The organism is Pinisolibacter sp. (assembly GCF_036782435.1).
Classification (GTDB): domain Bacteria; phylum Pseudomonadota; class Alphaproteobacteria; order Rhizobiales; family Ancalomicrobiaceae; genus CALBKH01.
Window position 1 is genome coordinate 1 of sequence record NZ_DAIPZB010000018.1, and the last position, 21721, is coordinate 21721.

Below are 21721 nucleotides of genomic sequence, written 5' to 3' on the forward strand. Positions count from 1 at the left end.
GATACCACTTTGCCATCCTGCCCGACCGCCTGTCACGATCGTCGATCCACGGCGCCTGCCGATGCGCCGTGCCCCCCTCCCTGTCCCTCCCTCTCCGAGGGGGAGAGGACGACGGGGCGAAGATCGAGGCGATCGCTCCTTCGACGGTTGCGACAGACCGGGTTCGCGAAGGTCGATGGGCGGTTCCACGTGCGTTCCCTCCCCCCTCGTGGGGGAGGGACAGGGAGGGGGGCACGGCGCATCGGGACGACGACCGCCCGACGCTCGCGCCCCCCCTCGCGTCCTCAGAACACCGGGATGATCTCGTCCATGTCGACCTGGAGGATCTCCTGGCCGGAGATACCGACCTCCGGGATCGCCGGGAAGGGAATGTCGTACTTGTCGAGCACGCCCTTCAGGTTGAGCATCGCCTTCTTCCAGTTCTCCTTCTTCGCCTCGTAGTCGGGGATGTGGAAGCCGGCGCCGCGCGCCACCGCCTCGCACTTCCTCTGCACTTCGATGAAGTCGGCCGGGATGTCCCAGAACTCCTCCGGCGGCTCGAACAGCACGGCGGAGAGGAAGAGGTAGCCGGCGCGGATCTGCTTGGTGATGATCGCGGCGTCTTCCTTGGCGAGCTTCGGATAGTCGCGCTCCATCACCGCCATGCAGATCGCCATGTGGCGACCCTCGTCGCGGCCGATGTTGCGGAACGCCTCCTTGAACACCGGCTCGGTGCAGCCCGCCGCCATCTGGTGGAAGATGGTCGCCGCCGCGATCTCGCCCATCAGGAACGACGAGAACAGCACCGCCAGCGAATACTTCGGCACCGCCTTCTTGTAGCCGTTCCAGTAGCGGCCGCCGTTGTAGTAGAGCCACTGGGCGTTGCGCTTGGCCTTGCGGCCGAGCTCGGTCTTCGGCTCGTGCTCGAGCGGCGACGGCGAGCCGAGCAGCTTGGTGATGGCGAGGCCGCACATCTGCTCGTGGTTCTGCTCGTCACGGGTGACCGAGAAGAAGCAGCGGCGCACCGCGTCCTCCTCGTGGACCTCGTAGGTCTTGATCAGCGCCTCGGCGAAGACCGGCGGAGCGGAGGCGTCGAACACCGAGAGGATCGTCCACCAGTAGGCGATCGCCTCGCGCTCTTCCCAGGTGTAGCTCTCGACGTCGAACGTGTCCCACGGCAGCGCCTTGGGGTCCCACTGCTCGCGCACCGAGGCGTCCCAGACTTCTTCGAGCTTGGCGGTCTTGTTGTGCCAGGAGAGCGGATAGACGTTGGGCTGCTCGGTCGGCGGCGGCAGATCCTGCGTGAGGGCGAGCTTGGTGGGACCGGACATCGGAGTCCTCCGAACTTGAGACGTTGTTCGTCGCTTGGGCGTGGCGTCCCGACATCGATCGGGTCCGCGGCGTTTCCTCGGCGTTCCGCCGTTCGAACCGATTGAACGGCTCGTCGAGGGAGTCATACGTGATACGTTTCGTCGCATCAACCGACGAATTTTGTATCACTTCGGAAAGTTCGTGATACGAACAGAATTACGATGGCGAACAAGTGCGGGCGGGTGACGCTTGCCGGCGCTTCTGCTACCGAGGATACCGTCGCCACGACACGGCGGGCGCCACGCCCGTCCCACCGGAGGCTTCGAACGAGACGTCCATGCCACCTCCCGACCGCCTCGATCCGGCGATCGACGCCCTTGCCGAGCGTCTGCGCCCCGACGCCAAGTCGCTGATCGTGTCGCTCTACGGCGACGCGGTGGCGCCGCACGGCGGCGTCATCTGGCTCGGCAGTCTGGTCGATCTGGTCGAACCCTTCGGCCTCAACGACCGGGTGGTGCGCACCTCGGTCTTCCGCCTTTCCAAGGAGGGCTGGCTCGGCTCCACCCAGGTCGGCCGCCGCTCCGCCTATGGCCTGACCGAAAGCGGTCGCCGCCGCTTCGAGGCCGCCGACCGCATCATCTACGCCGGCCGCGCCGCGCCCTGGGGCGGGCGCTGGACGGTCGTCTTCACCGGCCTCGTCGAGGGCGAGGCGCGCGAAGCGCTGCGCAAGGATCTCGCCTGGCAGGGCTTCGGCCAGTTGCTCCCCGGCGTCATGATCCATCCCGAGCCCGACGAGGCGTCGCTGCGACAGGCGCTCGCCGACGCCGTCGCCGACGACGGCGCCGTGGTCATGCGGGCGACCGGTGAGGACTGGGCGCGACCCGAGGCGCTGCGCGATCTCGTCGCCCGCGCCTGGGACCTCGCCGCTCTGGCCGCCGGCTACGCCAACTTCCTCGATGCTTTCCGGCCGTTTCTGGCCCGGATCGAGCGTGCCGAGCCGAGCCCGCGCGAGGCCTTCCGCCTCCGCATCCTGCTGGTCCACGCCTGGCGACGCGCCATCCTGCGCGATCCGCTCTTGCCCGAGGAACTGCTTCCCGCCGATTGGCCGGGTGCCGCCGCTCGCCTCCTGGTGCGCAACCTCTACCGCACGCTGCGCGCCCCCGCCGAGGCCCACCTCGCCCGCACCATGCTCACCCCCGACGGCCCCATCGGCCAGCCCGCGGCGAGCTGGTGGGGACGCTTCGGCGGCCTGGGCGAGGAGGCGTAGGGTGCGGTGAGCGAAAGCGAACTGCACCGCTCTCCACGCTCGCCCACACCGACATGTCATCGTGTCCAAAACAGGTGCACCTCGTTTCGCGAGGCTACACCCTACGAACCCGGCCGCGCTTCGCCCGATCTATTCGCCGAAGCAGCCGGGAATATCAGCCACGCCGGCCCAATCCTCCGCGACGATCCCCTCACGAACGGCGCGATGGAACGTCGAATATGGCCAGTCCGCTACCCGTCGAACCAGACGATGCTTCATCGGATTGATGTGGCAGTAATCGACATGACGACCGAAATCGTCGTCGTCACGGACCCGATGCTCCCAGAAACGCCGTTGCCACAGCGCACGCTCCCCCTCGCGTCGCCCGACGGCGACCTCTCGGCCGAACCGCGTCAACATCCGTGTGAAGCCGCCCTTGATCAATGACCAGCGGGTGGAGAAATCCCCATCGTCCTCCGGCAGTGTCCAGACGGCATGAATGTGGTCCGGCAAGACGACCATCGCATCGACACGGAAGGGTCGCCGGCGCCGGACATCACCGAAGATGCGCCGCAAAAGATCGACTTCTTCGACGAGAAGTCGGCTGCGGCGATCGGCGAGGGTGACCGTGAAGAACCAAGTACCCCCCGTCACCCGCGGGCGTCTGTATTCGGGCACGATCCGGTCCCTCTGGCGATGGCACTCGGGCGATCATCGACGAAGAAGAGGCGCATTACAACCGGCGATGGTGGATCGATCCGTGTCGCACCGAGCCACAGGTGATCGCGGATGCCGTCTCGCACATCCCCCGGCACGCCGGTGGTGCACCTCGCTTCGCTCGGCACACCCTACGAGCACGGCCTCACCCCACCGCGGCCCGCGACCCTTCGGCGATCAGCGTCGTCAACAGGCCGGCATATTGCTCGCGGGTCATGCCCTTCGACGGTTTGAACCACATGAAGCTCCAGTTCATCATGCCGAACAGCGACATGGTGACCGGCTTCACCAGTTCCGGGCGCTCGGAGAGCGCCGGGTTGACCTCGAGGATCGCCTCCTTGGCGTGAACGACGAGTTCGCGTTCCATCGCCTTGAGTTCGTCCTGCGCCTCCTTCGGCAGCCGGCTCATCTCGTTGATCTGGATGACGTGCTCGTGGTCGGCGTCGCGATAGGCCTCGAGCAGGGCGCGCACCAGCGCCTCCAGCCGGACCCGCGGCTCGCCCTCGACCGATCGCGCCTCTCGCACCACGTCGACCAACTCCTGGAGATGGGCGCGGATGATGTCCGAGAGCAGCGCTTCCTTGTTCTCGTAGTAGTGATAGAGCAGCGCCTTCGACGTGCCGCAGGCCTTGGCGATGTCGGTGAGCGACGTGCCGTCGTAGCCGGCGCGCGCGAAGAGCTCGGCCGACTTCTTCAGGATCGTCTCACGCTTGGCGTCGTAATCCGCCGCCCTCGGTCTCGCCACCCTCGCCCCCTCACCCCTTCGGCCGCTGATCGAACACCCGCTTCGCCTTGCCGAGCGAGCGTTCGAGGAAGCCCGGCGGCACCACCTGCACCTTGGCCGAGATGCCGATCGTGTCCTTGATGAACCGCGACAACCGCTTGCCCGATTCCGCCACGACGTCCGGGTAATCGGATTCCGGCCGGATTTCCACCTCGACCGTCATCAGATCCATGCGACCGTCACGGGTGAGCAGGATGCGGTAGTGCCCGGCGAGCGCCGGCACCTTGAGCAGCAGCTCCTCGATCTGGGTCGGGAAGACGTTGACGCCGCGCACGATCATCATGTCGTCGGAGCGCCCGGTGACCTTCTCCATCCGCCGCATCGACCGCGCCGAGCCGGGCATGAGCCGCGTCAGGTCGCGGGTGCGATAGCGGATGATCGGCAGCGCCTCCTTGGTCAGCGAGGTGAAGACGAGTTCGCCCTTCTCGCCGTCCGGCAGCACCGCGCCGGTCGCGGGATCGATCACCTCCGGATAGAAGTGGTCCTCCCAGATGTGCAGCCCGTCCTTGGTCTCGACGCACTCCTGCGCGACGCCCGGCCCCATCACCTCGGAGAGGCCGTAGATGTCGACCGCATGCATGTCGAAGGCGTTCTCGATCTCGCGGCGCATCGCCTCGGTCCACGGCTCGGCGCCGAAGATGCCGACGGCGAGCGACGACTCGCGCGGGTCGAGACCCTGATTGCGGAACTCGTCGAGGATGGCGAGCATGTAGGACGGCGTCACCATGATGACGTCCGGCGAGAAGTCGTTGATCAGTTGCACCTGGCGTTCGGTCATGCCGCCGGAGACCGGGATCACCGTGGCCCCGAGCTTCTCGGCGCCGTAGTGCGCGCCGAGACCGCCGGTGAAGAGACCGTAGCCGTAGGAGACGTGCACCTTCATCCCCGGCCGGCCGCCCGCGGCGCGGATCGAGCGCGCCACCACGCTCGCCCACGTGTCGATGTCCTTCAGCGTGTAGCCGACGACGGTGGGCTTGCCGGTCGTCCCCGACGACCCGTGGACACGGGCGATCTTCTCCTGCGGCACGGCGAACATGCCGAAAGGATAGGCGTCGCGCAGATCGGCCTTGGTGGTGAAGGGGAACTTCGCCAGATCGGAGAGCTGCTTGAAGTCGTCCGGATGGGCGCCCACGGCATCGAACTTCTTCCGATAGGTCTCGACGTTGTCGTAGGCGTGCCTGAGCGACCACGCCATGCGTTCGGTCTGCAGCGCCGTGATCTCGTCGCGGGAAGCGATTTCGATCGGGTCGAGGGACTTGCGGTCCGGGGTGAGGTCCAACATGGGAGTTCCTCCTGAACGTCGTTCTCGTCGCACCTCGCGGGTCTTTCGCCCGTTCGAGGGTCGCCCACGCGGGCGGAAAGCTCTTCGGGTTCAGCCTTGCGCCACCGCCTCCGGCGGCAGGAAGGTACCCTTGATGGTGCGGGAGAGCCCGCGGAATTCGGCGATCGTCTTGCCCGTCTCGTCGGTGACGGTGATGTCGTAGACGCCGGAGCGCCCGGCCCGCTGGCGCTCGACGCACACCGCCTCCAGCACCTGACCCTCGCGCGCCGGCGCGACGAAGGTGATCGAGCAGTGCTGCGCCACCGCCCGGTCGTTGCGGCTGTTGCAGCCGTAGGCGAAGGCGGTGTCGGCGAGCGTGAAGATGTAGCCGCCGTGGCAGATGTGATGGCCGTTGACCATCGTCGGGCCGATCGTCATGGCGAGCCGCGCCCGCCCCGGCCCGACCTCGATGAGGCGGATGCCGAGCGCCTGCGCCGCCTTGTCGTCGGCCCACATCAGATCGGCACAGGTCCGCGCCAGAGTGTCAGCGTCCATCGTCTCGGCCCTTCCGCCCGGTGAATACCGGCTTGCGCTTCTCCTTGAAGGCGGCGACGCCCTCGGCGTAGTCCGGCGTCGCACCGGCGGCGCGCTGCAGATCGCGCTCGAGATCGAGCTGCGCGTCGAAGGAATTGGTGGAGGAGACGAGCAACGCCTGTTTGGTCAGCGCCAACCCCTGCGTCGGAGCGTCCGCCAGACGCGCCGCCAGCGCCCGCGCCTCGGCGTCGAGATCGGCGTCGTCGACCGCCTTCCAGATCATGCCCCAGGCTTCCGCCTTCTCCGCCGCGATCGGCTCGGCAGTGAGCGCCAACCCCTTGGCGCGCGCCTCGCCGACGAGCCGCGGCAGCGTCCAGGTGCCGCCCGAATCCGGCACGAGGCCGATCTTGGCGAAGGCCTGGACGAAGGAGGCGGACTTCGCCGCCAGAACGATGTCGCAGGCGAGTGCGATGTTGGCCCCCGCCCCCGCCGCGACGCCGTTCACGACGCACACCACCGGCTTCGGCATCGACTTGATCAGGCGGACGAGCGGGTTGTAGCGCAGCTCCAGCGACTCCCCGAGGTCCGGCCGCGCCGAACCAGGGGCGACCGCCCGATCGGAGAGGTCCTGGCCCGCACAGAAGCCGCGCCCCGCTCCGGTGATGAGCACGGCGCGCACGCCCTCGTCGGCGGCGATCGCCTCGAGCGCTTCGCGCAACGCCGCGTGCATCGCCACGGTGAAGGAATTCAGCCGCTCCGGCCGATTGAGCACCACCCGCGCCACCGCGCCGAGGCGCTCGACCAGGATGGGTGTTTCGACGGCGGCGTCGTTCGTCTCGGACATCGTCACTCCCTCCGTCGCGACCCGTTCCCGGCCGTCGACCCTCTCGGTTTTATAGTTGACCGACCGGTTGGTCAATATATACTCCCCATCGACGAGAGACCCCGGCGACGTCCGACCGAAGAGGCCGGCGGCGCACGAGAAGGCCTCCGTTCCGGGAGGAAGATCATGCACGGCCGTGCCCTGCGTCGCGAGTGGCGGCGTGCGGTCTCCGTGCCGTCGTTCGCCATCGCAACATGGCGTCGACCACCGCTCCCGACATCGCCCCATCGCCGCGCCGCCCCCGATCCGGGCGACGCGCTCCCGCACGACGTTTCGAGGCATCCCGATGGCCGACCTGCCGCTTCTCCGCTCCTATGCCCTCGATCGCTGGTTCGAGGCCGCCGGTTCCGCGCCGGAGGTCTTCTCCGCGGTGACCGGCGAGGCGATCGCCCGCGTCTCCTCCGCCGGCCTCGACGTCGGCGCCATGGCCGCGCACGCCCGCCGCGTCGGTGGTCCGGCGCTGCGCCGCCTCACCTTCCACGAGCGCGCCGGTCTCCTGAAGAAGCTCGCCCTCCATCTCGGTGAGCACAAGGCGGCGCTCTATGCGCTCTCCACCGACACCGGCGCGACCAGGACCGATAGTTGGATCGACATCGACGGCGGCATCGCCACGCTCTTCGTCTACGCCTCCAAGGGCCGCCGCGAGCTGCCGGCCTCGACCTTCCTGCTCGACGGCGCGGTCGAGGGCCTGTCGAAGCGCGGCAGCTTCGTCGGCCGCCACGTCTTCACCTCGCTCAGAGGCGTCGCTGTCCACATCAACGCCTTCAACTTCCCCGTCTGGGGCCTGCTCGAGAAGCTCGGCCCGTCGATCCTCGCCGGCGTGCCGGTGATCGCCAAGCCGGCGACCGCCACCGCACCGCTCGCCGAAGGGCTGGCGAAGCTGATCGTCGCGAGCGGCATCCTGCCGCCCGGCGCCTTCCAGTTCGTCTCCGGTTCGGTCCACGACCTCTTCGACCATCTGAGCGGCCAGGACGTCGTCTCCTTCACCGGCTCGGCCGCCACCGCCGCCACGCTGCAGCGCTACCCGAAGATCGCCGAGAACGCGGTGCGCTTCGTCGCCGAGCGCGACAGCCTCAACGCCTCGATCCTCGGCCCCGACGCGGTCCCCGGCACGCCGGAGTTCGACCTCTTCGTCAAGGCCGTGGTCACCGAGATGACGGTCAAGGCCGGACAGAAGTGCACCGCCATCCGCCGCGCCCTGGTGCCGGAAGCGCTGATCGAGCCGGTCGGCGACGCGATTTCGGCGAAGCTCGCCGAGGTCCGCATCGGCCATCCCGGCCTCGAGACGACCAGGATGGGCGCGCTGGCAAGCCTCGCGCAGCGCCGCGACGTCCTCGCCCAGGTCGAGAAGCTCAAGGCCGAAGCCGACGTGATCTGCGGCGAGACCACGCCGAACGTCGACGGTGCCGACGCCGAGAAGGGCGCCTTCCTCGCCCCCATCCTCTTGCGCGCCCGCGACGCCGCTTCGGCCCACCGCATCCACGAAGTCGAGGCCTTCGGCCCGGTGTCGACGCTCATGGGCTATCGCGATCTCGACGACGCGATCGAGCTGGCCCATCGCGGCGAAGGCTCGCTCGTCGCCTCGCTCGTCACCTACGACCGAGAAGTCGCGCGCGACGTGGTGCTCGGCATCGCCGCTTCGCACGGCCGCATCCTGGTGCTCGACCGCGACTGCGCCCGCGAATCGACCGGCCACGGCTCGCCGCTGCCGCAGCTCGTCCACGGCGGCCCCGGTCGGGCCGGCGGCGGCGAGGAGATGGGCGGCGTCCGCGGCGTCCACCACTACATGCAGCGCACCGCCCTCCAGGGCTCGCCCGCCATGCTGACCGCCATCGGCGGCTCGTGGATCAAGGGCACCCCCGAGATCATCGGCGAGGTCCACCCGTTCCGCCTCACCTTCGACGAACTCGAACTCGGCCGGACGTTCCGCTCGCCGCCGCGGGTGGTGACGCTCGAGGACATCGAGCACTTCGCCCATTTCACCGGCGACACCTTCTACGCCCACATGGACGAGGAGGCGGTGAAGGGCCATCCCTTCTTCCCTGGCCGCGTCGCCCACGGCTACCTGCTCCTCGCCTTCGCCGCCGGTCTCTTCGTCGAGCCGGCGCGCGGGCCCGTGCTCGCCAACTACGGCCTCGACGAGCTTCGCTTCCTCAAGCCCGTCCAGCCGGGCGAGGCGATCGAGGTGCGCCTCACGGTCAAGTCGAAGAACCCGCGCAACGCCGACTACGGCGAAGTGCGCTGGGACGTCGAGATCACGAGCGGAGGCGAGACCTGTGCCACCTACGACCTCCTGACCATGAACGCCCACACCGCCTGACCGGCGTCCCGCCCACGATCCGACGACCCGCCTCACCCCGGGAGCGAGAACCGCTCCCGGGGTGAGGTCGTTTCGCATTTGCACAATCATGAGAAAGGGACGGGGCCCGTCGAATTCTGCATGACATGGTGATTTCTCACGCTCCTCGCCCGAGGAGACGCCACGTCATCGCGAGAATTTCACGTTGAGAGTCAAGGCGAGAACATGGCGAGACCGATCGGAAGATGGCGAGAATGCGCACCGATCCATGCGGATTGCGCATGACGGAATCCCATCCTCGAGACTTCTGATTTGCTGCATCGCAAACTAGATTGAGATCGAAATGAATTTCATCGATGCCGGAAATTGCGGCACGAAGACATGAAAGGTCACTCCATGCCCCTCACCCGTTTTGCCCGTACGATCGGCTCCAGCCTGCGTCGCTACCACCTCTATCACCGCACCATCGCCGAGCTGAACTCGCTCGGCGACCGTGAACTCGCCGACCTCGGCATCGCCCGCGGCGACATCCGCAAGATCGCCCGCGACTCGATGATCTGAGGCCGTCGTTCCACGCGGCAGCCCCGGTGTTGACCGAGGTCAAAGCGTCCGACCCGCTCTTCCCCTCCTCATGCGCGCCGATGGCGAGCCCCGAGGAGGGAGACGTGCCGACCCGCGACCTGCCCCCGTTCCGCGATCTCCACGCCTTTCTCGCCCTGCTCGACAGTCGCGGGCTCCTGAGGCGGATCGCCAAACCGGTCTCCACCGTTCTCGACATGACCGAGATCCATCGCCGGGTCCTCCACGCCGGAGGCCCGGCGTTGCTGTTCGAGAAGCCGATCCTTGCCGACGGCACGGCCTCGGCGGTTCCGGTGTTGGTCAACCTCTTCGGCACCGTCGAGCGCGTCGCCCTCGGCTTCGGCATCGAGCCCACCCACCTCGATCGCCTCGGCGAGGAACTCGCCGCCCTGCGCGACCCGACCCCGCCGGATGGTGTCAAGGATGCGCTGTCCAAGCTGCCGCTGCTGAAGGCGGCGCTCTCCATGCGACCGAAGACCATCGGCTCGGCGCCCTGCCAAGAGCAGGTGCTCACCGGCGAGGCGATCGATCTCTCCCGCCTCCCCGTCCAGACCTGCTGGCCGGGCGAGCCGGCGCCGCTCGTCACCTGGCCGCTGGTGATCTCCCGCCCGCCCGACACCACCTCGACGGCGAAATACAACGTCGGCGTCTATCGCCTGCAGGTCGCCGGGAAGAACCGCCTGATCGCCCGCTGGCTCGCCCATCGCGGCGGCGCCCACCACCACCGCGCCTGGGCCGCACGGGGCGAGAAGATGCCGGTCGCCGTGGTGATCGGCGCCGACCCCGGCACCATCCTCGCCGGCGTCCTGCCGCTGCCGCAGGATCTCTCCGAGCTGCATTTCTCGGGTCTCACCCGCGGCGAGCGCGCCCGCCTCGTGCCGGCGAAGACGGTGCCCCTGAAGGTGCCGGCCGACGCCGAGATCGTGATCGAGGGCTGGGTGTCGCCGACCGAGACCCTGCCCGAGGGCCCCTACGGCGACCACACCGGCTATTGGAATTCGGTCGAGGACTTCCCCGTCCTGGAGGTCTCGGCGATCACCATGCGCCGCGAGCCGATCTATCTCTCGACCTTCACCGGCCGGCCGCCGGACGAGCCGTCGCGCATCGGCGAGGCCTTCAACCGGCTGTTCCTGCCGCTCCTGAAGAAGCAGTTTCCCGAGGTGACGGACTTCTGGCTGCCGCCCGAGGCCTGTTCCTATCGCGTCGCGGTCGTCGCCATCCGCAAATCCTATCCGGGGCAGGCGCGCCGGGTGATGATGGGCCTGTGGTCGATGTTGCCGCAGTTCGCCTATACCAAGTTCGTGATCGTCGTCGACGCCGACATCGACGTCCGCTCCTGGGACGACGTGCTCTGGGCGATCTCGACCCGCTCCGACCCGTCGCGCGACGTCATGCTGGTCGACCGCACGCCGATCGACTATCTCGATTTCGCCTCGCCGAAATCCGGTCTCGGCGGCAAGATGGGCCTCGACGCGACCACCAAGATCGGCACCGAGACCGAACGGGAATGGGGTCGCGTGCTCGAACAGAGCCCCGAGGTGTCGGCCCGCGTCGATGAGATGTGGGGGAGGCTGGGGATATGACGACGAATACACGAAGCACCGACCGGCTGACGCGATGAGCCGCGCTCGGGGCAAGGGCTCACCCCGATGTCCCCTCCCCCCTCGAGGGGGAGGGACAGGGAGGGGGGGCTCGGCATCGCCCCGGCTTCGACGTCGGAGAGGAGGAGTCTTCGTCCCCCCCTCTCTGTCTCTCCCCCTCCAGGGGGGGAGAGAACCGGATGAGAGCACCTTCCCCGATCCCGGTCCGCAACGGGCCGAGAGACCGCGAAGATGAACAGATGCAGCCCGAACCGCCGGTTCGGACGTCATTCGAACGGAGACACCATGCCCCGCGTCGTCCTCGGCCTCTCCGGCGCCTCGGGTGCGGCGATCGGCCTGCGCGTCGCCGAGATCTTGGCGCAAGGCGGCATCGAGACCCATCTCGTCGTCTCCGCCGCAGCGGAACGTACCCTCGCCCACGAGATCGGCCCCGGGGCGCTCGCCCGATTGCAGGCGCTCGTCCACGTCCGCTATCCGATCGACGACATCGGCGCCGCCATCGCCTCCGGCTCGTTCCGCACCGCCGGCATGATCGTCGCGCCGTGCTCGATGCGGGTGGTCGGCGCCATCGCCTCGATCGCCGCCTCCGACCTCCTGATCCGCGCCGCCGACGTGACGCTGAAGGAGCGCCGCCGGCTGGTGCTGGTCGCCCGCGAGAGCCCGCTGCACCTCGGCCACCTGCGCGCCATGGCCGCGGTGACCGAGGCGGGCGCCATCGTCGCCCCGCCGGTGCCGGCCTTCTATCTGAAGCCGACCTCGGTCGCGGCGATCGTCGACCACATCGCCCATCGCGCCGTCGATCTCCTCGACCTTCCCGACCTGCCGCGCGCCGCCGAATGGACCGGCGAGGAGGAGACCACGGGCCGACGGCCATGAAGCCGCTCGCCACCCGTCTCGCCGCCTACGAAGTCTTCTTTCCCCTCGCCGCCCTCGGCTCGATCGCCACCATCGCCCTGACGCTGCCCGCCCTCACCGGCGGCTGGTCCCCGTCCGCCGGGCTCTCGGCGATCGACTGGCACGCCCACGAGATGCTCTTCGGCCATTTCCCCACCGCCTTCGCCGGGGTGATGCTCACCGCCCTGCCGCGCTGGACGAAACGCCCCTCGCCCGCCGCGGCGACGATCGTCGGCCTCGCCCTCCTCTTCCTCGCCGCCCGCCTCGCCTTCGTCTTCTCGCCGTCCTCGATGTGGTTGTGGACTTCTCCGGCCGCCCTCGCCGCCGTCGCGGCCTACGCCGGATCTCGCATCGTCGCGGCCGGCGACCGCCGCGACTTCGGCCTCGTCGCGCTCCTCGCCGTCCTCGCCCTCGCCGACGCGGCCTTCCTCGTCTCGGCGCCGACCGGCGACACGTCGTTCGCCCTCCGGTCGGCCTTCGCCGCGGCTCTGTCGATCGCCATGGTGATGGGCGGTCGCATCGCCCCGGCGCTCACCCGCCACCTCGCCGACATGCGCGGCGAACCGCAGGCGCCGCCGACACCGCGTAGCTTCGAGATCACCGTCTTCGCCGTCTCGCTCTCGGCGCTCGCCGCGTGGACCTTCGCCCCGCGAGCCACCACGACCGCCGTCGCCCTGGCGCTCGCCGCTCTGTTCCATGCCGCGAGGCTCGCCACCTGGAAAGGCTGGTCGACCCGGGATCGCCCGCCCTTCCTCGCCCTCCACCTCGGCTATTCGTTCCTCCCCCTCGGCTTCGCGACGATGGCCGTCGCCATCCTCCGGGACGACTTCGACCTCGTCGACGTCGCCGCTCACGCCTGGGGCGCCGGAACGCTCGGGCTGATGTGCGCGGCGATCATGACCTCGGTGGTGCGCCGCTATTCCGGCAAGGCGCTGAGCGTGAGCCGTCTCGCCGACGCACTGGTCGCCGCCCTGTTGGTCGCCGTCGCGGCGCGTCTCGCCGCCGGCCTCGCCGGACTGCCGCTCGGCCTCCTTCACGCCTCGGCCGGGGCCTGGATCGCGGCCTACGCGACGCTGGCGGTGCTCGTCGCGCGCGACCGCCGCCTGCCCGCACCGGCCGGCGGCATGACGACCGCGGCGACGGCGGACGAGTTCGGCGAGGTGTCGTGAAAGTGGTGGGCCCGGAGGGACTCGAACCCCCAACCAAGCCGTTATGAGCGGCCGGCTCTAACCATTGAGCTACAGGCCCTTCGGCGACTTGGCGGACGGCTTCGAACCTCGCGGTCCGCTCGAGGCCCGCATACGACGCCGAGTGAGTCGGCCTCTCGCCTAGCACGACGTGTGGTCGACCGACAAGCACGCGCCATGATCGGAACACATTCCTCGTGGAAAAGCCGGGGATCACCGCCGCCGGAGGAGGATCCGGCGTGCCCGATCTCGACCGCGACGGGGGCCCGGAGCCCATCCGTTAACGCCGACGGTGGAGACGACGCGAAGATCGTCCCCGTGGGCCGACCGGAGACGTCGGACGCGAGGCCTCGTGCGAGGCGCGCCGATCGCTCCCTTCGGAGAAGCGCAGAAGCACCAGTCGGTACAGACAATTCCGTCTCCCGCGATGGCGTCGAACGCCACCGGACGACGTTGCGGACCGCCGCCGATCAGCGTGGATGCGATCGCCGGCGAGGTCCGGAGGAGACCGGGTGATCGCACCGATGCGAACCCGGCTCCCGAGCCGGTGGCGCGTTTTCGGGGGGAGACCCGATCCGGCCATCGACCCGTGAGGTGGGTCCCCACGAGAGCTCGCAGAGCCCGGGACACCTCGAGTGCACGCGCCGCATGAACCCATGGCGGGTGGCCGTGCCCCATCGGAGTGGAATCGCATGATCCTAGCCCCCGCCGCCGCGCTTCGCGGCGCCGCGCCGCGTCGAGCCCTGCTCGCCGCCGGCTTCCTCGCCCTCGCTTGCGCCCCGGCCTTCGCCGGATCGGCCAAGGTCCAGGGCCAGGGTATCGCCTCCTTCTACGGACGCGAACATCACGGCGGCCCGACCGCCTCCGGCGAACGCTTCAACATGCACGCCATGACCGCCGCCCACCGCACCGTCAAGCTCGGCACCCATCTCAAGGTGACCAACCTGAAGAACGGCAAGTCGGTGGTGGTCCGCATCAACGACCGCGGCCCCTTCATCAAGGGGCGCATCATCGACCTGTCGCGCGGCGCGGCGGACGTCCTCGGTTTCACCGGCGCCGGCCTCACCCGCGTCGCCATCGAAACCGCGGAAACCGGCGCCAAGCCCGGCCCGGTGGCCGGCTCGATGAAGGTGGCCTCGCTCGAGCCCGAGACGACCGGCACCACCGCCGCGGCCACCTCCGGCGACGAAGTCGCGGCGAAGCCCGTCCTCACCGAGGCCGAACGGGCGATGATCGATCGAACCGCCTCTTCCAACCGCTGACCCCGGTCGGACGAGACGAAGAAACGGCTCCGTTCACCCGAACGGAGCCGTTTTCGTCTTTCAGGGACCGCGGCACGCGGAGCCGATGATCGCTCACCCCTCCTTCGGGATCGGCCGCGGCTTGCCCTCGTCGTCGACGGCGACGAAGGTGAAGGTGGCGTCGGTGACCTTCTCGCGGGTCACCGTGCGGAAGCGCTGCGCCCAGGCTTCGATGTGGATCTTCATCGAGGTGCGGCCGATGCTCTCGACGTCGGTATAGACGCAGAGCACGTCGCCGACCTGCACCGGCCGGATGAAGATCAGCGTATCGACCTTGATCGTCACCACGCGGCCGCGCGCCCGCTCCACTCCGCGGATGCCGCCGGCGGCGTCCATCTGGGAGAGCACCCAGCCGCCGAAGATGTCGCCGTTGGCGTTGGTGTCCGCCGGCATGGCGATGACGCGGACGGTGAGTTCGCCACGGGGCATGTCGCAGGTGGTGGGAGAATCGGTCATTCCGGCCTCGGTATCGGTTGTCACGCAGGAAGCCTAACCGCCGTCCGGGCGCGGCGGAAGCCCGCCGACGCGGCGCTGCCTCACGGCCCGTGGCTGCGCGGATAGGGATTGACCTCCGCCGGCGTCCATCCGGCGAGCACGCCGTCGCGCGGTGCGAAGACCTCGACCTTCAGCGGGTGGCAGGCGACCGCGTCCGACGAATGCGTCGCCCCGCAATCGCCGCCCGGACAGGCCGACAGCGCGCCGAGGAGATCGATCTCGGCGAACATCTCCAGGAAGTCGCCGGGCCTGACCGGGCTCGCCTTCATGAAGTAGCGATGGGTGTCGTGGGTGAAGCCGGTGCACATGAAGACGTTGAGCACGTCGTGCACCAGCGGCTCGGCTTGCGTGAGCGTCCGTCCGGTCGCTTGCGCCAGGGCCCGCGTCAGGTTCGAGTGGCAACAGTGGTGATAGTCGACGCCCTTGAGCAGCCGGTTGGTGTAGGGGTCGCAGCGCGTGCCGATGACGTCGTGGACGCCGGCCCCGTCGGCATCGAAACCGTACCAACCGAGCGTGTCGGCGGTGATCGTCGCCATGGGCCTGAGGTACGGCAGGTTCGACCACAGCCGATCGCCGACGCCGACATGGGTGGCGTGCAGCGCCCGTGTCTTGCCGGAGAAGAAGCGCTCGATCGGATCGTTCGCGTTCCACAGATTGAGATCGCCGACCTGCGGCCCCTCGATCGAGACGATGCGGAAGAAATGCCCGGCCGGAACCCGGAACGATGCCGCGTCGCGTGGGCCGACGATCACCTCGTCGATCCTGGTCATCCCTTCGCGCGCCCGCTCGTAGAAGGCGGCGTCGAAGGGCGGCAGATGCTCGACCTCGTAGGTGACGACGGGTGGTGCGGCACGACGCGCCTCGGCATCGGCGGGAGCGGCGGGTTTCGGCATGAGCGGGTCTCCGGCGGGGCGCGGGAAGCTTCGCCGAGCCGGCGCCGGCGCACAAGCGCCCCGGCCGGAATTCCCGCCCGTATCGACCTCGTGTGGTCACTTCGCGGCCGCCCCACCTTCCTTCTCCCCTCGCGGGAGAAGGTGCCCCGAAGGGGCGGATGAAAGGGCGCCGCGTAGCGGCGATGCGGTGAGGACCCGACGTTCGAAGGCGAGGAGCGGCCCAGCTCCCTCATCCGGCCTTCGGCCACCTTCTCCCGCAGGGGGAGAAGGGGTCCTCGCAGCACCGCCTTCGACCCACCGGACACGTACGAACGTTTCGATGGCCGGCCACGCGCCGCGGAACCGCCGCGCCTCGCAGCCTCAGCCGAACATCCGCAACCCCTGCTCGGCGATGATGCGTTTCGCCTTGTCGAAGGCCATCTCGATCGCCGTATCGCGATCGGCGAAGCGGTCGGCGCGGACGAAGCGGCTCTCCTTCGTGACCCCGTCGACCTCGCGGCAGATCACCCCGCACAGCTGCCACTGCCCCTGTTCCTGGAACGGCGTGGCGCGCACGATCCACCCGTCGAGCTCCATCGTCGGCTCGGGCTCGGGGGCCTTGGGGGAGGAGCCGAAGAGACGTTTCAGAAGGGACATGGCGAGCCTCCGGGATCGGCAGCGTTCGTCGTCATTCGGCGGCGGCGAGGACCAGTTCGCCGGCGGCGATCATCTCGCCGCGCAACCAGTCCGGACAGAGATCGAAGCCGTTCGGCCACGTCGGCGCACCGTATTCGAGAAATACCCGCGCGAAGAAAGCGGGTTCGCGCAGCGGCCGAACCATCTCTCCGGGCTCGGCGACCAGTGCGGCGAAGTCGTGGACGCCGCTCGCTCCGTCGGCGAACCGAACACGCAGCCCGAACGGCGCTTCGACCGAGAGTTCAGCGATCTTGTTCAGCATCGAGACCTGCGATCTTCTCCAGCGGCATCCCTGCCCGCGCTCGTTCCCAATCGGCGAAGAGTTCGTCGCGATGGAGCCCCGCCCATTCCGATACCAGACGCGCCGCCGTCGGCGGTAGCCGCCCTTCGACGATCCTTCCCGACGCGATGTCGACCATCGCTTCCGATCCGCCATAGATAGCATGGAAATGCGGCGGCGGATGATCCTTCGAATACATGCGGATGACGATGCCGTAGAAGATCGCGATCACCGGCACGGGCAAGGTCCTCCCGAAACGAAGAACCCCGGCGTCGTCGCCGGGGTCCTGTGATCCTCAGTTGTCGAGGAAGCTCCGGAGTTTCCGCGACCGGCTCGGATGCTTCAGCTTCCTCAGCGCCTTCGCCTCGATCTGGCGGATGCGTTCGCGGGTGACCGAGAACTGCTGGCCGACCTCTTCGAGCGTGTGGTCGGTGTTCATGCCGATGCCGAAGCGCATGCGCAGCACGCGTTCCTCACGCGGGGTGAGCGAGGCCAGCACCCGCGTCGTCGTCTCGCGAAGATTGCTCTGGATCGCCGCGTCGATCGGCAGGACGGCGTTCTTGTCCTCGATGAAATCGCCGAGATGCGAATCCTCCTCGTCGCCGATCGGCGTCTCGAGAGAGATCGGCTCCTTGGCGATCTTGAGGACCTTGCGCACCTTCTCCAGCGGCATGGCGAGCTTCTCGGCCAGCTCCTCCGGTGTCGGCTCGCGGCCGATCTCGTGCAGCATCTGGCGCGAGGTGCGGACGATCTTGTTGATCGTCTCGATCATGTGGACGGGAATGCGGATGGTGCGCGCCTGATCGGCGATCGAGCGGGTGATCGCCTGCCGGATCCACCACGTCGCATAGGTCGAGAACTTGTAGCCGCGGCGGTACTCGAACTTGTCGACCGCCTTCATCAGACCGATGTTGCCCTCCTGGATCAGGTCCAGGAACTGTAGGCCGCGGTTGGTGTATTTCTTGGCGATCGAGATGACGAGACGCAGGTTCGCCTCGACCATCTCCTTCTTGGCCTGACGGGCCTCGCGCTCGCCCTTCTGCACCATGTGGACGATGCGGCGGAACTCGGTGGTCTCGAGCCCGGTCTCCGAGGCGAGGTTCTGGATCGCGCCGCGGAACTCCTTGATCGTGTCGCCTTCGTTCTTGACGAAGTCACGCCAGCCCCGCGTGCCGAGATTGGCGACGCGGCGCAGCCAGTGCGGATCGAGCTCCGAGCCCTGGTAGTTCTTGAGGAAGTCGTCGCGGGCGACGCCGTAGCTCTCGGCGAGGCGCAAGAGACGCCCCTCGAAGCCCATCAGCTTCTTGTTGATGTCGTAGAGCTGCTCGACCAGGCTGTCGATACGCGCCTGATTGAGGGAGAGGCTCTTCACCTCGTTGATGAGGTCTTCCTTGAGTTTCTTGTAGCGGCGCTCCTGGGAGGGCGACAGCGTCTCGTTCTTGAGACGGCCCTCGACCAGCTGCTCCTGCAGGCGGTGCAGCTTCTTGTAGTCGTCGGCGATGCGGTCGAAGGTCTCGAGCACCTTCGGCTTGAGCTCGGCTTCCATGGCGGAGAGCGAGACGTTGCCCTCCATGTCGTCGCCGTCGTCGTCGCCGCTCTCGGCTTCCGCCTCCGCCGCCTCTTCCGTCTCCTCGCCGGCTTCCTCGTCGACCGGCACCATCGGCGGGCCGCCGGCCTTGCCGTCGGGACCGGCATAGGTCGCCTCGAGGTCGATGATGTCGCGCAAGAGGATCTTGCCGTCGTTGAGTTCGTCGCGCCAGATGATGATCGCCTGGAGGGTCAGCGGGCTCTCGCAGAGGCCCGCGATCATCGCCTCGCGACCGGCCTCGATGCGCTTGGCGATGGCGATCTCGCCCTCGCGCGACAGAAGCTCGACCGAGCCCATCTCGCGCAGATACATGCGCACCGGATCGTCGGTACGGTCGGCCGGCTCACGGGTGGTGGTGGTACGGGCCGGCAGCGCCGACGGCGCCTCGGCGAGGTCGGTGGACTCGGCCTCCTCCTCCTCGCCCTTGTTGTTCTCGTCCTCTTCGCCCGCCTCCTCCGTCTCGACGACGTTGATGCCCATCTCGTTGAGCATGGCGAGGATGTCCTCGATCTGCTCGGAGGCCACCTGCTCGGAGGGAAGCACGTCGTTGAGCTCGTCATAGGTGACGAAGCCGCGCTTCTTGGCGATCTTGATCATCCGCTTGACGGCGGCATCGGAGAGGTCGAGCAGCGGGCCGTCCGGGGTTTCCGGCGCCTGCACCTCGGTCTCTTCCTGCTCGCCTGCCTTGGTCGCCATGAAGCATCTCCTGGAGGAATGCGAGCCGTCGCGACCGGGCCTCGTCACCCCGTCGCCCGGGCGGGCGCTCGAGGGGGAAGCGAAGCCGTCGAGGGAGTGACCCTCGGGTCGAACGGCCGAAAGGTTGAATTACGGCGCTTGTCCTAAGCTCCGATTAACTGTCGCACCGATGCGCGCGATGGCCCGCATCACTCGCGTTTCGGCGGCGGACGCCGAAGGACCGGTCTTTCGCGAAACGTCGTCCCGATCGCGCGAGAAGGGCTGCGCCGATGCGTGGGACATTCCGGGAGAGGCTTTATTTAACGAGCGAATCGGATTGCGCAAGGGTGATTCGTCACACGATTCGCCGCGCCGCGCGAATCGTGTGTCCACCACCTCTCCGGAATCTCCTGTAATTTCACAGCGAGGCCGTTCCGGCGCCTCATCCGCCGGCGATTCCCCCGGCCGCGATGCCGCCGCCGTTCCCCCCCTGCGCCCGGCGGATCTCCTTGGCTTCCTCGGCGAGTTCCTGCTCGCGCCGGGCGAATTCCTCGCGCCGCCGGCCGATGTCGCGGGAGAGCCCGAGGATGCGCGCCTCGACGCTCTCGTCGGCGTCCGGCCCGACCTGGGAAACCTCGCGTTCGAGTTCGCGCTCCATGTGGCGCAGCTCGAGCCGGTCGAGGAAGTGCCACAGACAGGTCTCCACCCAGCTTTCCGGCGGATGGAACTTCAGCACCTTGAAGCGCTGCTTGAGCCGGTCGCCGCGCCCGCTCGTCACGCGCCCCGCACCGTCGGTCACCTCCGAACCGTGCAATTCCTCGAGCAGGAAGAAGAAGCGCGGATCGATGCCCTCGTAGAAGGAGGAGACCGACAGGTCCGACACCTCCGTCGCCATCCGCCACAGTTCGCGCTTGAACGCCTCGTGCGGCTCGAGCCCGAAATCGAGGCCGACCATCCGCTCCGCCGCCGCCTCGAAGAGGTCGGGATATTCGACGCAGAGCCCGAGCACCACCCGTTCGAGCCCGACGAGATCGCCGTCGGGCATCGGCGGCATCGCCGCCGAGGGCTCGGCCCGTCCCGTCCCGCGTCCGCCCCACGGCGCCGCCGCACGCCCCCCCTTGGCGAAGCCCTCCCCCCGCTCGCCCCGCTCCGACGACCAGAAGAGATTGGACAGCCTGAGCCGGTATCTGAGCTGATAGGCGCGTTGAACCCGTCCGTCGCGGATCTCGTGGACGAGATCTTCGAGCCGCTTCTCGAGCGCCGCCTTGCGCTCCGGCGTGTCGATCGCCGCGCCGCGGGTTTCGCGATCCCACAGCACGTCGGCGAGCGGCACGGCGCGCTCCACCTCCGCCTGGAACGCCGCCTTGCCGCCGAGCGCGATCAATTCGTCGGGGTCCTTGCCGTCGGGCAGGAAGACGAAGTTGAACGAGAAACCGGATTTGAGATGCGGCAGGATGCGGTCGACGGCGCGATAGGCGGCTTTGACGCCCGCCTTGTCGCCGTCGAAACAGACGACCGGCTCGGCGGCGAAGCGCCACATCCGCTGGATCTGCTCCTCGGTGAAGGCGGTGCCGAGCGTCGCCACCACGCTCGGGATCCCCGCCTGCCACACCGCGATGGCGTCGAGATAGCCCTCGACCACGATGACCGAGCCCTGGTCGTAGGCCGCCTGCCGGGCGCGGTGGCCGTTGAACAGCATCAGTCCCTTGTGGAAGAGCTCGGTCTCCGGCGAGTTCAGGTATTTCGGCTGGTCGTCCGGGCTCATGGCGCGACCGCCGAAGGCGACGACCCGGCCCTTCTCGTCCTGGATCGGGATCATCAGCCGGTTGCGGAAGCGATCGTAGGCGGGCCGCCCGTCGTCCGGCTTGATGGTGAGCCCGGCGTCGACCATCGCCTGCTCGTCGACCCCCTTGCCGAGAAGGTGCCGCTTCAGCGCGTCGCGCTCCGCCGGGGCGAAGCCGATGCGGAACTCCTTGACGGTGCGCGGCTCGAGCCGCCGCTTCTCGACATAGGCCCGGGCCGAGGCGCCGGAGGAGAGCCGCAACTGCTCCTCGAAGAACCGCGCCGCCATCTCGGTGACGTCGGCGAGCGAGGCGCGATGACGCTCGCGCTTCTCCTCGCGCGCATCCGGTTTCGGCAGGACGACGCCGGTCTCGGCGGCGAGCCGCTCGACGGCCTCGGGAAACGACAGGCCCTCCGTCTCCATCAGGAAGCGGAAGATGTCGCCGTGCTTCCCGCTCGAGAAGCAGTGATAGAAGCCCTTCTGGTCGTTGACGAAGAAAGACGGCGTCTTCTCCGGATTGAACGGCGACAGGCCGGCGAATTCCCGCCCCTGCTTCTTCAGCCGCACACGCCGCCCCACGACGTCCGAAACCGGAAGCCGAGCACGGATCTCGTCGAGAAGGTGCGGCGGGAACTTCATGGAGGGACTATAGGGGAGCGAGGGGCCGGTCCGCTACGAAAAGCTATTTCCACGGAGCGCTTGACAAAATATGTTTGTATATACATTCTGTCGGAGGCGATGAACCAACCCCAAAGC

19 protein-coding genes, 1 tRNA gene and 1 pseudogene are annotated in these 21721 nt (G+C 68.3%); 7 read left to right on the plus strand and 14 right to left on the minus strand.

What is annotated here, in order from left to right; translation table 11 throughout:
* Positions 1-284: 284 nt before the first annotated feature.
* Complete coding sequence (locus V7Q42_RS09605; protein ID WP_333823799.1) at positions 285-1310, minus strand: hypothetical protein; 1026 nt, start codon at positions 1308-1310, stop codon at positions 285-287.
* 317 nt (positions 1311-1627) lie between these two features.
* On the opposite strand from V7Q42_RS09605, the gene paaX reads away from it, so the two are divergent.
* The gene (gene paaX / locus V7Q42_RS09610; RefSeq protein WP_333823800.1) at positions 1628-2557 is read left to right on the plus strand and encodes a phenylacetic acid degradation operon negative regulatory protein PaaX; all 930 of its coding nucleotides are present in this window, start codon (positions 1628-1630) and stop codon (positions 2555-2557) included.
* 129 nt (positions 2558-2686) lie between these two features.
* Here the strand turns inward: paaX and V7Q42_RS09615 are convergent, their stop codons facing one another.
* The 5 genes from V7Q42_RS09615 to paaG all read right to left on the minus strand — a co-directional run bounded on the left by V7Q42_RS09615 (position 2687) and on the right by paaG (position 6676).
* Entirely contained in the window at positions 2687-3214 is a 528-nt protein-coding gene (locus V7Q42_RS09615; RefSeq protein WP_333823801.1) for an REP-associated tyrosine transposase, read from the minus strand.
* 184 nt (positions 3215-3398) lie between these two features.
* Positions 3399-3998 carry a TetR/AcrR family transcriptional regulator gene (locus V7Q42_RS09620; protein ID WP_333823802.1) on the minus strand — a complete coding sequence of 200 codons (600 nt, stop codon included), beginning with the start codon at positions 3996-3998 and terminating at the stop codon, positions 3399-3401.
* Positions 3999-4008: 10 nt separating this feature from the next.
* Positions 4009-5319, minus strand: a complete 1311-nt coding sequence (gene paaK, locus V7Q42_RS09625; protein WP_333823803.1) for a phenylacetate--CoA ligase PaaK — start codon at positions 5317-5319, stop codon at positions 4009-4011.
* Positions 5320-5409: 90 nt separating this feature from the next.
* Positions 5410-5853, minus strand: coding sequence for a hydroxyphenylacetyl-CoA thioesterase PaaI (gene paaI, locus V7Q42_RS09630; RefSeq protein WP_333823804.1), 444 nt, complete (start codon positions 5851-5853; stop codon positions 5410-5412).
* Positions 5843-6676 (minus strand): 2-(1,2-epoxy-1,2-dihydrophenyl)acetyl-CoA isomerase PaaG, encoded by an 834-nt coding sequence (gene paaG, locus V7Q42_RS09635; RefSeq protein ID WP_333823805.1) that lies wholly within the window; start codon positions 6674-6676, stop codon positions 5843-5845. The genes paaI and paaG overlap by 11 nt, the downstream gene beginning before the upstream one ends.
* 325 nt (positions 6677-7001) lie before the next feature.
* On the opposite strand from paaG, the gene paaZ reads away from it, so the two are divergent.
* The 5 genes from paaZ to V7Q42_RS09660 all read left to right on the plus strand — a co-directional run bounded on the left by paaZ (position 7002) and on the right by V7Q42_RS09660 (position 13257).
* On the plus strand, positions 7002-9035 hold the full coding sequence (gene paaZ, locus V7Q42_RS09640; RefSeq protein WP_333823806.1) for a phenylacetic acid degradation bifunctional protein PaaZ: 2034 nt from the start codon (positions 7002-7004) through the stop codon (positions 9033-9035).
* Positions 9036-9410: 375 nt separating this feature from the next.
* A complete protein-coding gene (locus tag V7Q42_RS09645) occupies positions 9411-9575 on the plus strand; it encodes a DUF1127 domain-containing protein (protein ID WP_333823807.1) in 165 nt (54 codons plus the stop codon).
* Positions 9576-9679: 104 nt separating this feature from the next.
* Complete coding sequence (locus V7Q42_RS09650; RefSeq protein WP_333823808.1) at positions 9680-11176, plus strand: UbiD family decarboxylase; 1497 nt, start codon at positions 9680-9682, stop codon at positions 11174-11176.
* Positions 11177-11479: 303 nt separating this feature from the next.
* Complete coding sequence (locus V7Q42_RS09655) at positions 11480-12070, plus strand: UbiX family flavin prenyltransferase (RefSeq protein WP_333823809.1); 591 nt, start codon at positions 11480-11482, stop codon at positions 12068-12070.
* Positions 12067-13257 (plus strand): NnrS family protein, encoded by a 1191-nt coding sequence (locus V7Q42_RS09660; protein WP_333823810.1) that lies wholly within the window; start codon positions 12067-12069, stop codon positions 13255-13257. The genes V7Q42_RS09655 and V7Q42_RS09660 overlap by 4 nt, the downstream gene beginning before the upstream one ends.
* Positions 13258-13260: 3 nt before the next feature.
* On the opposite strand, the gene V7Q42_RS09665 is transcribed toward V7Q42_RS09660, so the two are convergent.
* Positions 13261-13336 (minus strand) — tRNA-Ile (locus tag V7Q42_RS09665).
* Positions 13337-13967: 631 nt separating this feature from the next.
* Here V7Q42_RS09665 and V7Q42_RS09670 point away from each other — a divergent pair.
* Positions 13968-14363 (plus strand): annotated as a pseudogene (locus tag V7Q42_RS09670) (septal ring lytic transglycosylase RlpA family protein); the annotation flags it as partial.
* A gap of 267 nt (positions 14364-14630) precedes the next feature.
* Here the strand turns inward: V7Q42_RS09670 and V7Q42_RS09675 are convergent.
* The 7 genes from V7Q42_RS09675 to dnaG form a co-directional block, all read right to left on the minus strand.
* Positions 14631-15032 carry an acyl-CoA thioesterase gene (locus tag V7Q42_RS09675; protein ID WP_333823811.1) on the minus strand — a complete coding sequence of 134 codons (402 nt, stop codon included), beginning with the start codon at positions 15030-15032 and terminating at the stop codon, positions 14631-14633.
* 80 nt (positions 15033-15112) lie between these two features.
* Complete coding sequence (locus tag V7Q42_RS09680; RefSeq protein WP_333823812.1) at positions 15113-15964, minus strand: urea carboxylase-associated family protein; 852 nt, start codon at positions 15962-15964, stop codon at positions 15113-15115.
* A 360-nt stretch (positions 15965-16324) separates the two neighbouring features.
* Positions 16325-16600 (minus strand): HlyU family transcriptional regulator, encoded by a 276-nt coding sequence (locus V7Q42_RS09685; protein ID WP_333823813.1) that lies wholly within the window; start codon positions 16598-16600, stop codon positions 16325-16327.
* A gap of 31 nt (positions 16601-16631) precedes the next feature.
* Positions 16632-16901 (minus strand): DUF2442 domain-containing protein, encoded by a 270-nt coding sequence (locus V7Q42_RS09690; RefSeq protein WP_333823814.1) that lies wholly within the window; start codon positions 16899-16901, stop codon positions 16632-16634.
* Positions 16882-17157, minus strand: coding sequence for a DUF4160 domain-containing protein (locus V7Q42_RS09695; RefSeq protein WP_333823816.1), 276 nt, complete (start codon positions 17155-17157; stop codon positions 16882-16884). The genes V7Q42_RS09690 and V7Q42_RS09695 overlap by 20 nt, the downstream gene beginning before the upstream one ends.
* A 57-nt stretch (positions 17158-17214) precedes the next feature.
* Positions 17215-19203 (minus strand): RNA polymerase sigma factor RpoD, encoded by a 1989-nt coding sequence (gene rpoD / locus V7Q42_RS09700; protein WP_333823818.1) that lies wholly within the window; start codon positions 19201-19203, stop codon positions 17215-17217.
* A gap of 421 nt (positions 19204-19624) precedes the next feature.
* A complete protein-coding gene (gene dnaG / locus V7Q42_RS09705; protein ID WP_333823819.1) occupies positions 19625-21604 on the minus strand; it encodes a DNA primase in 1980 nt (659 codons plus the stop codon).
* Positions 21605-21721: the final 117 nt, after the last annotated feature.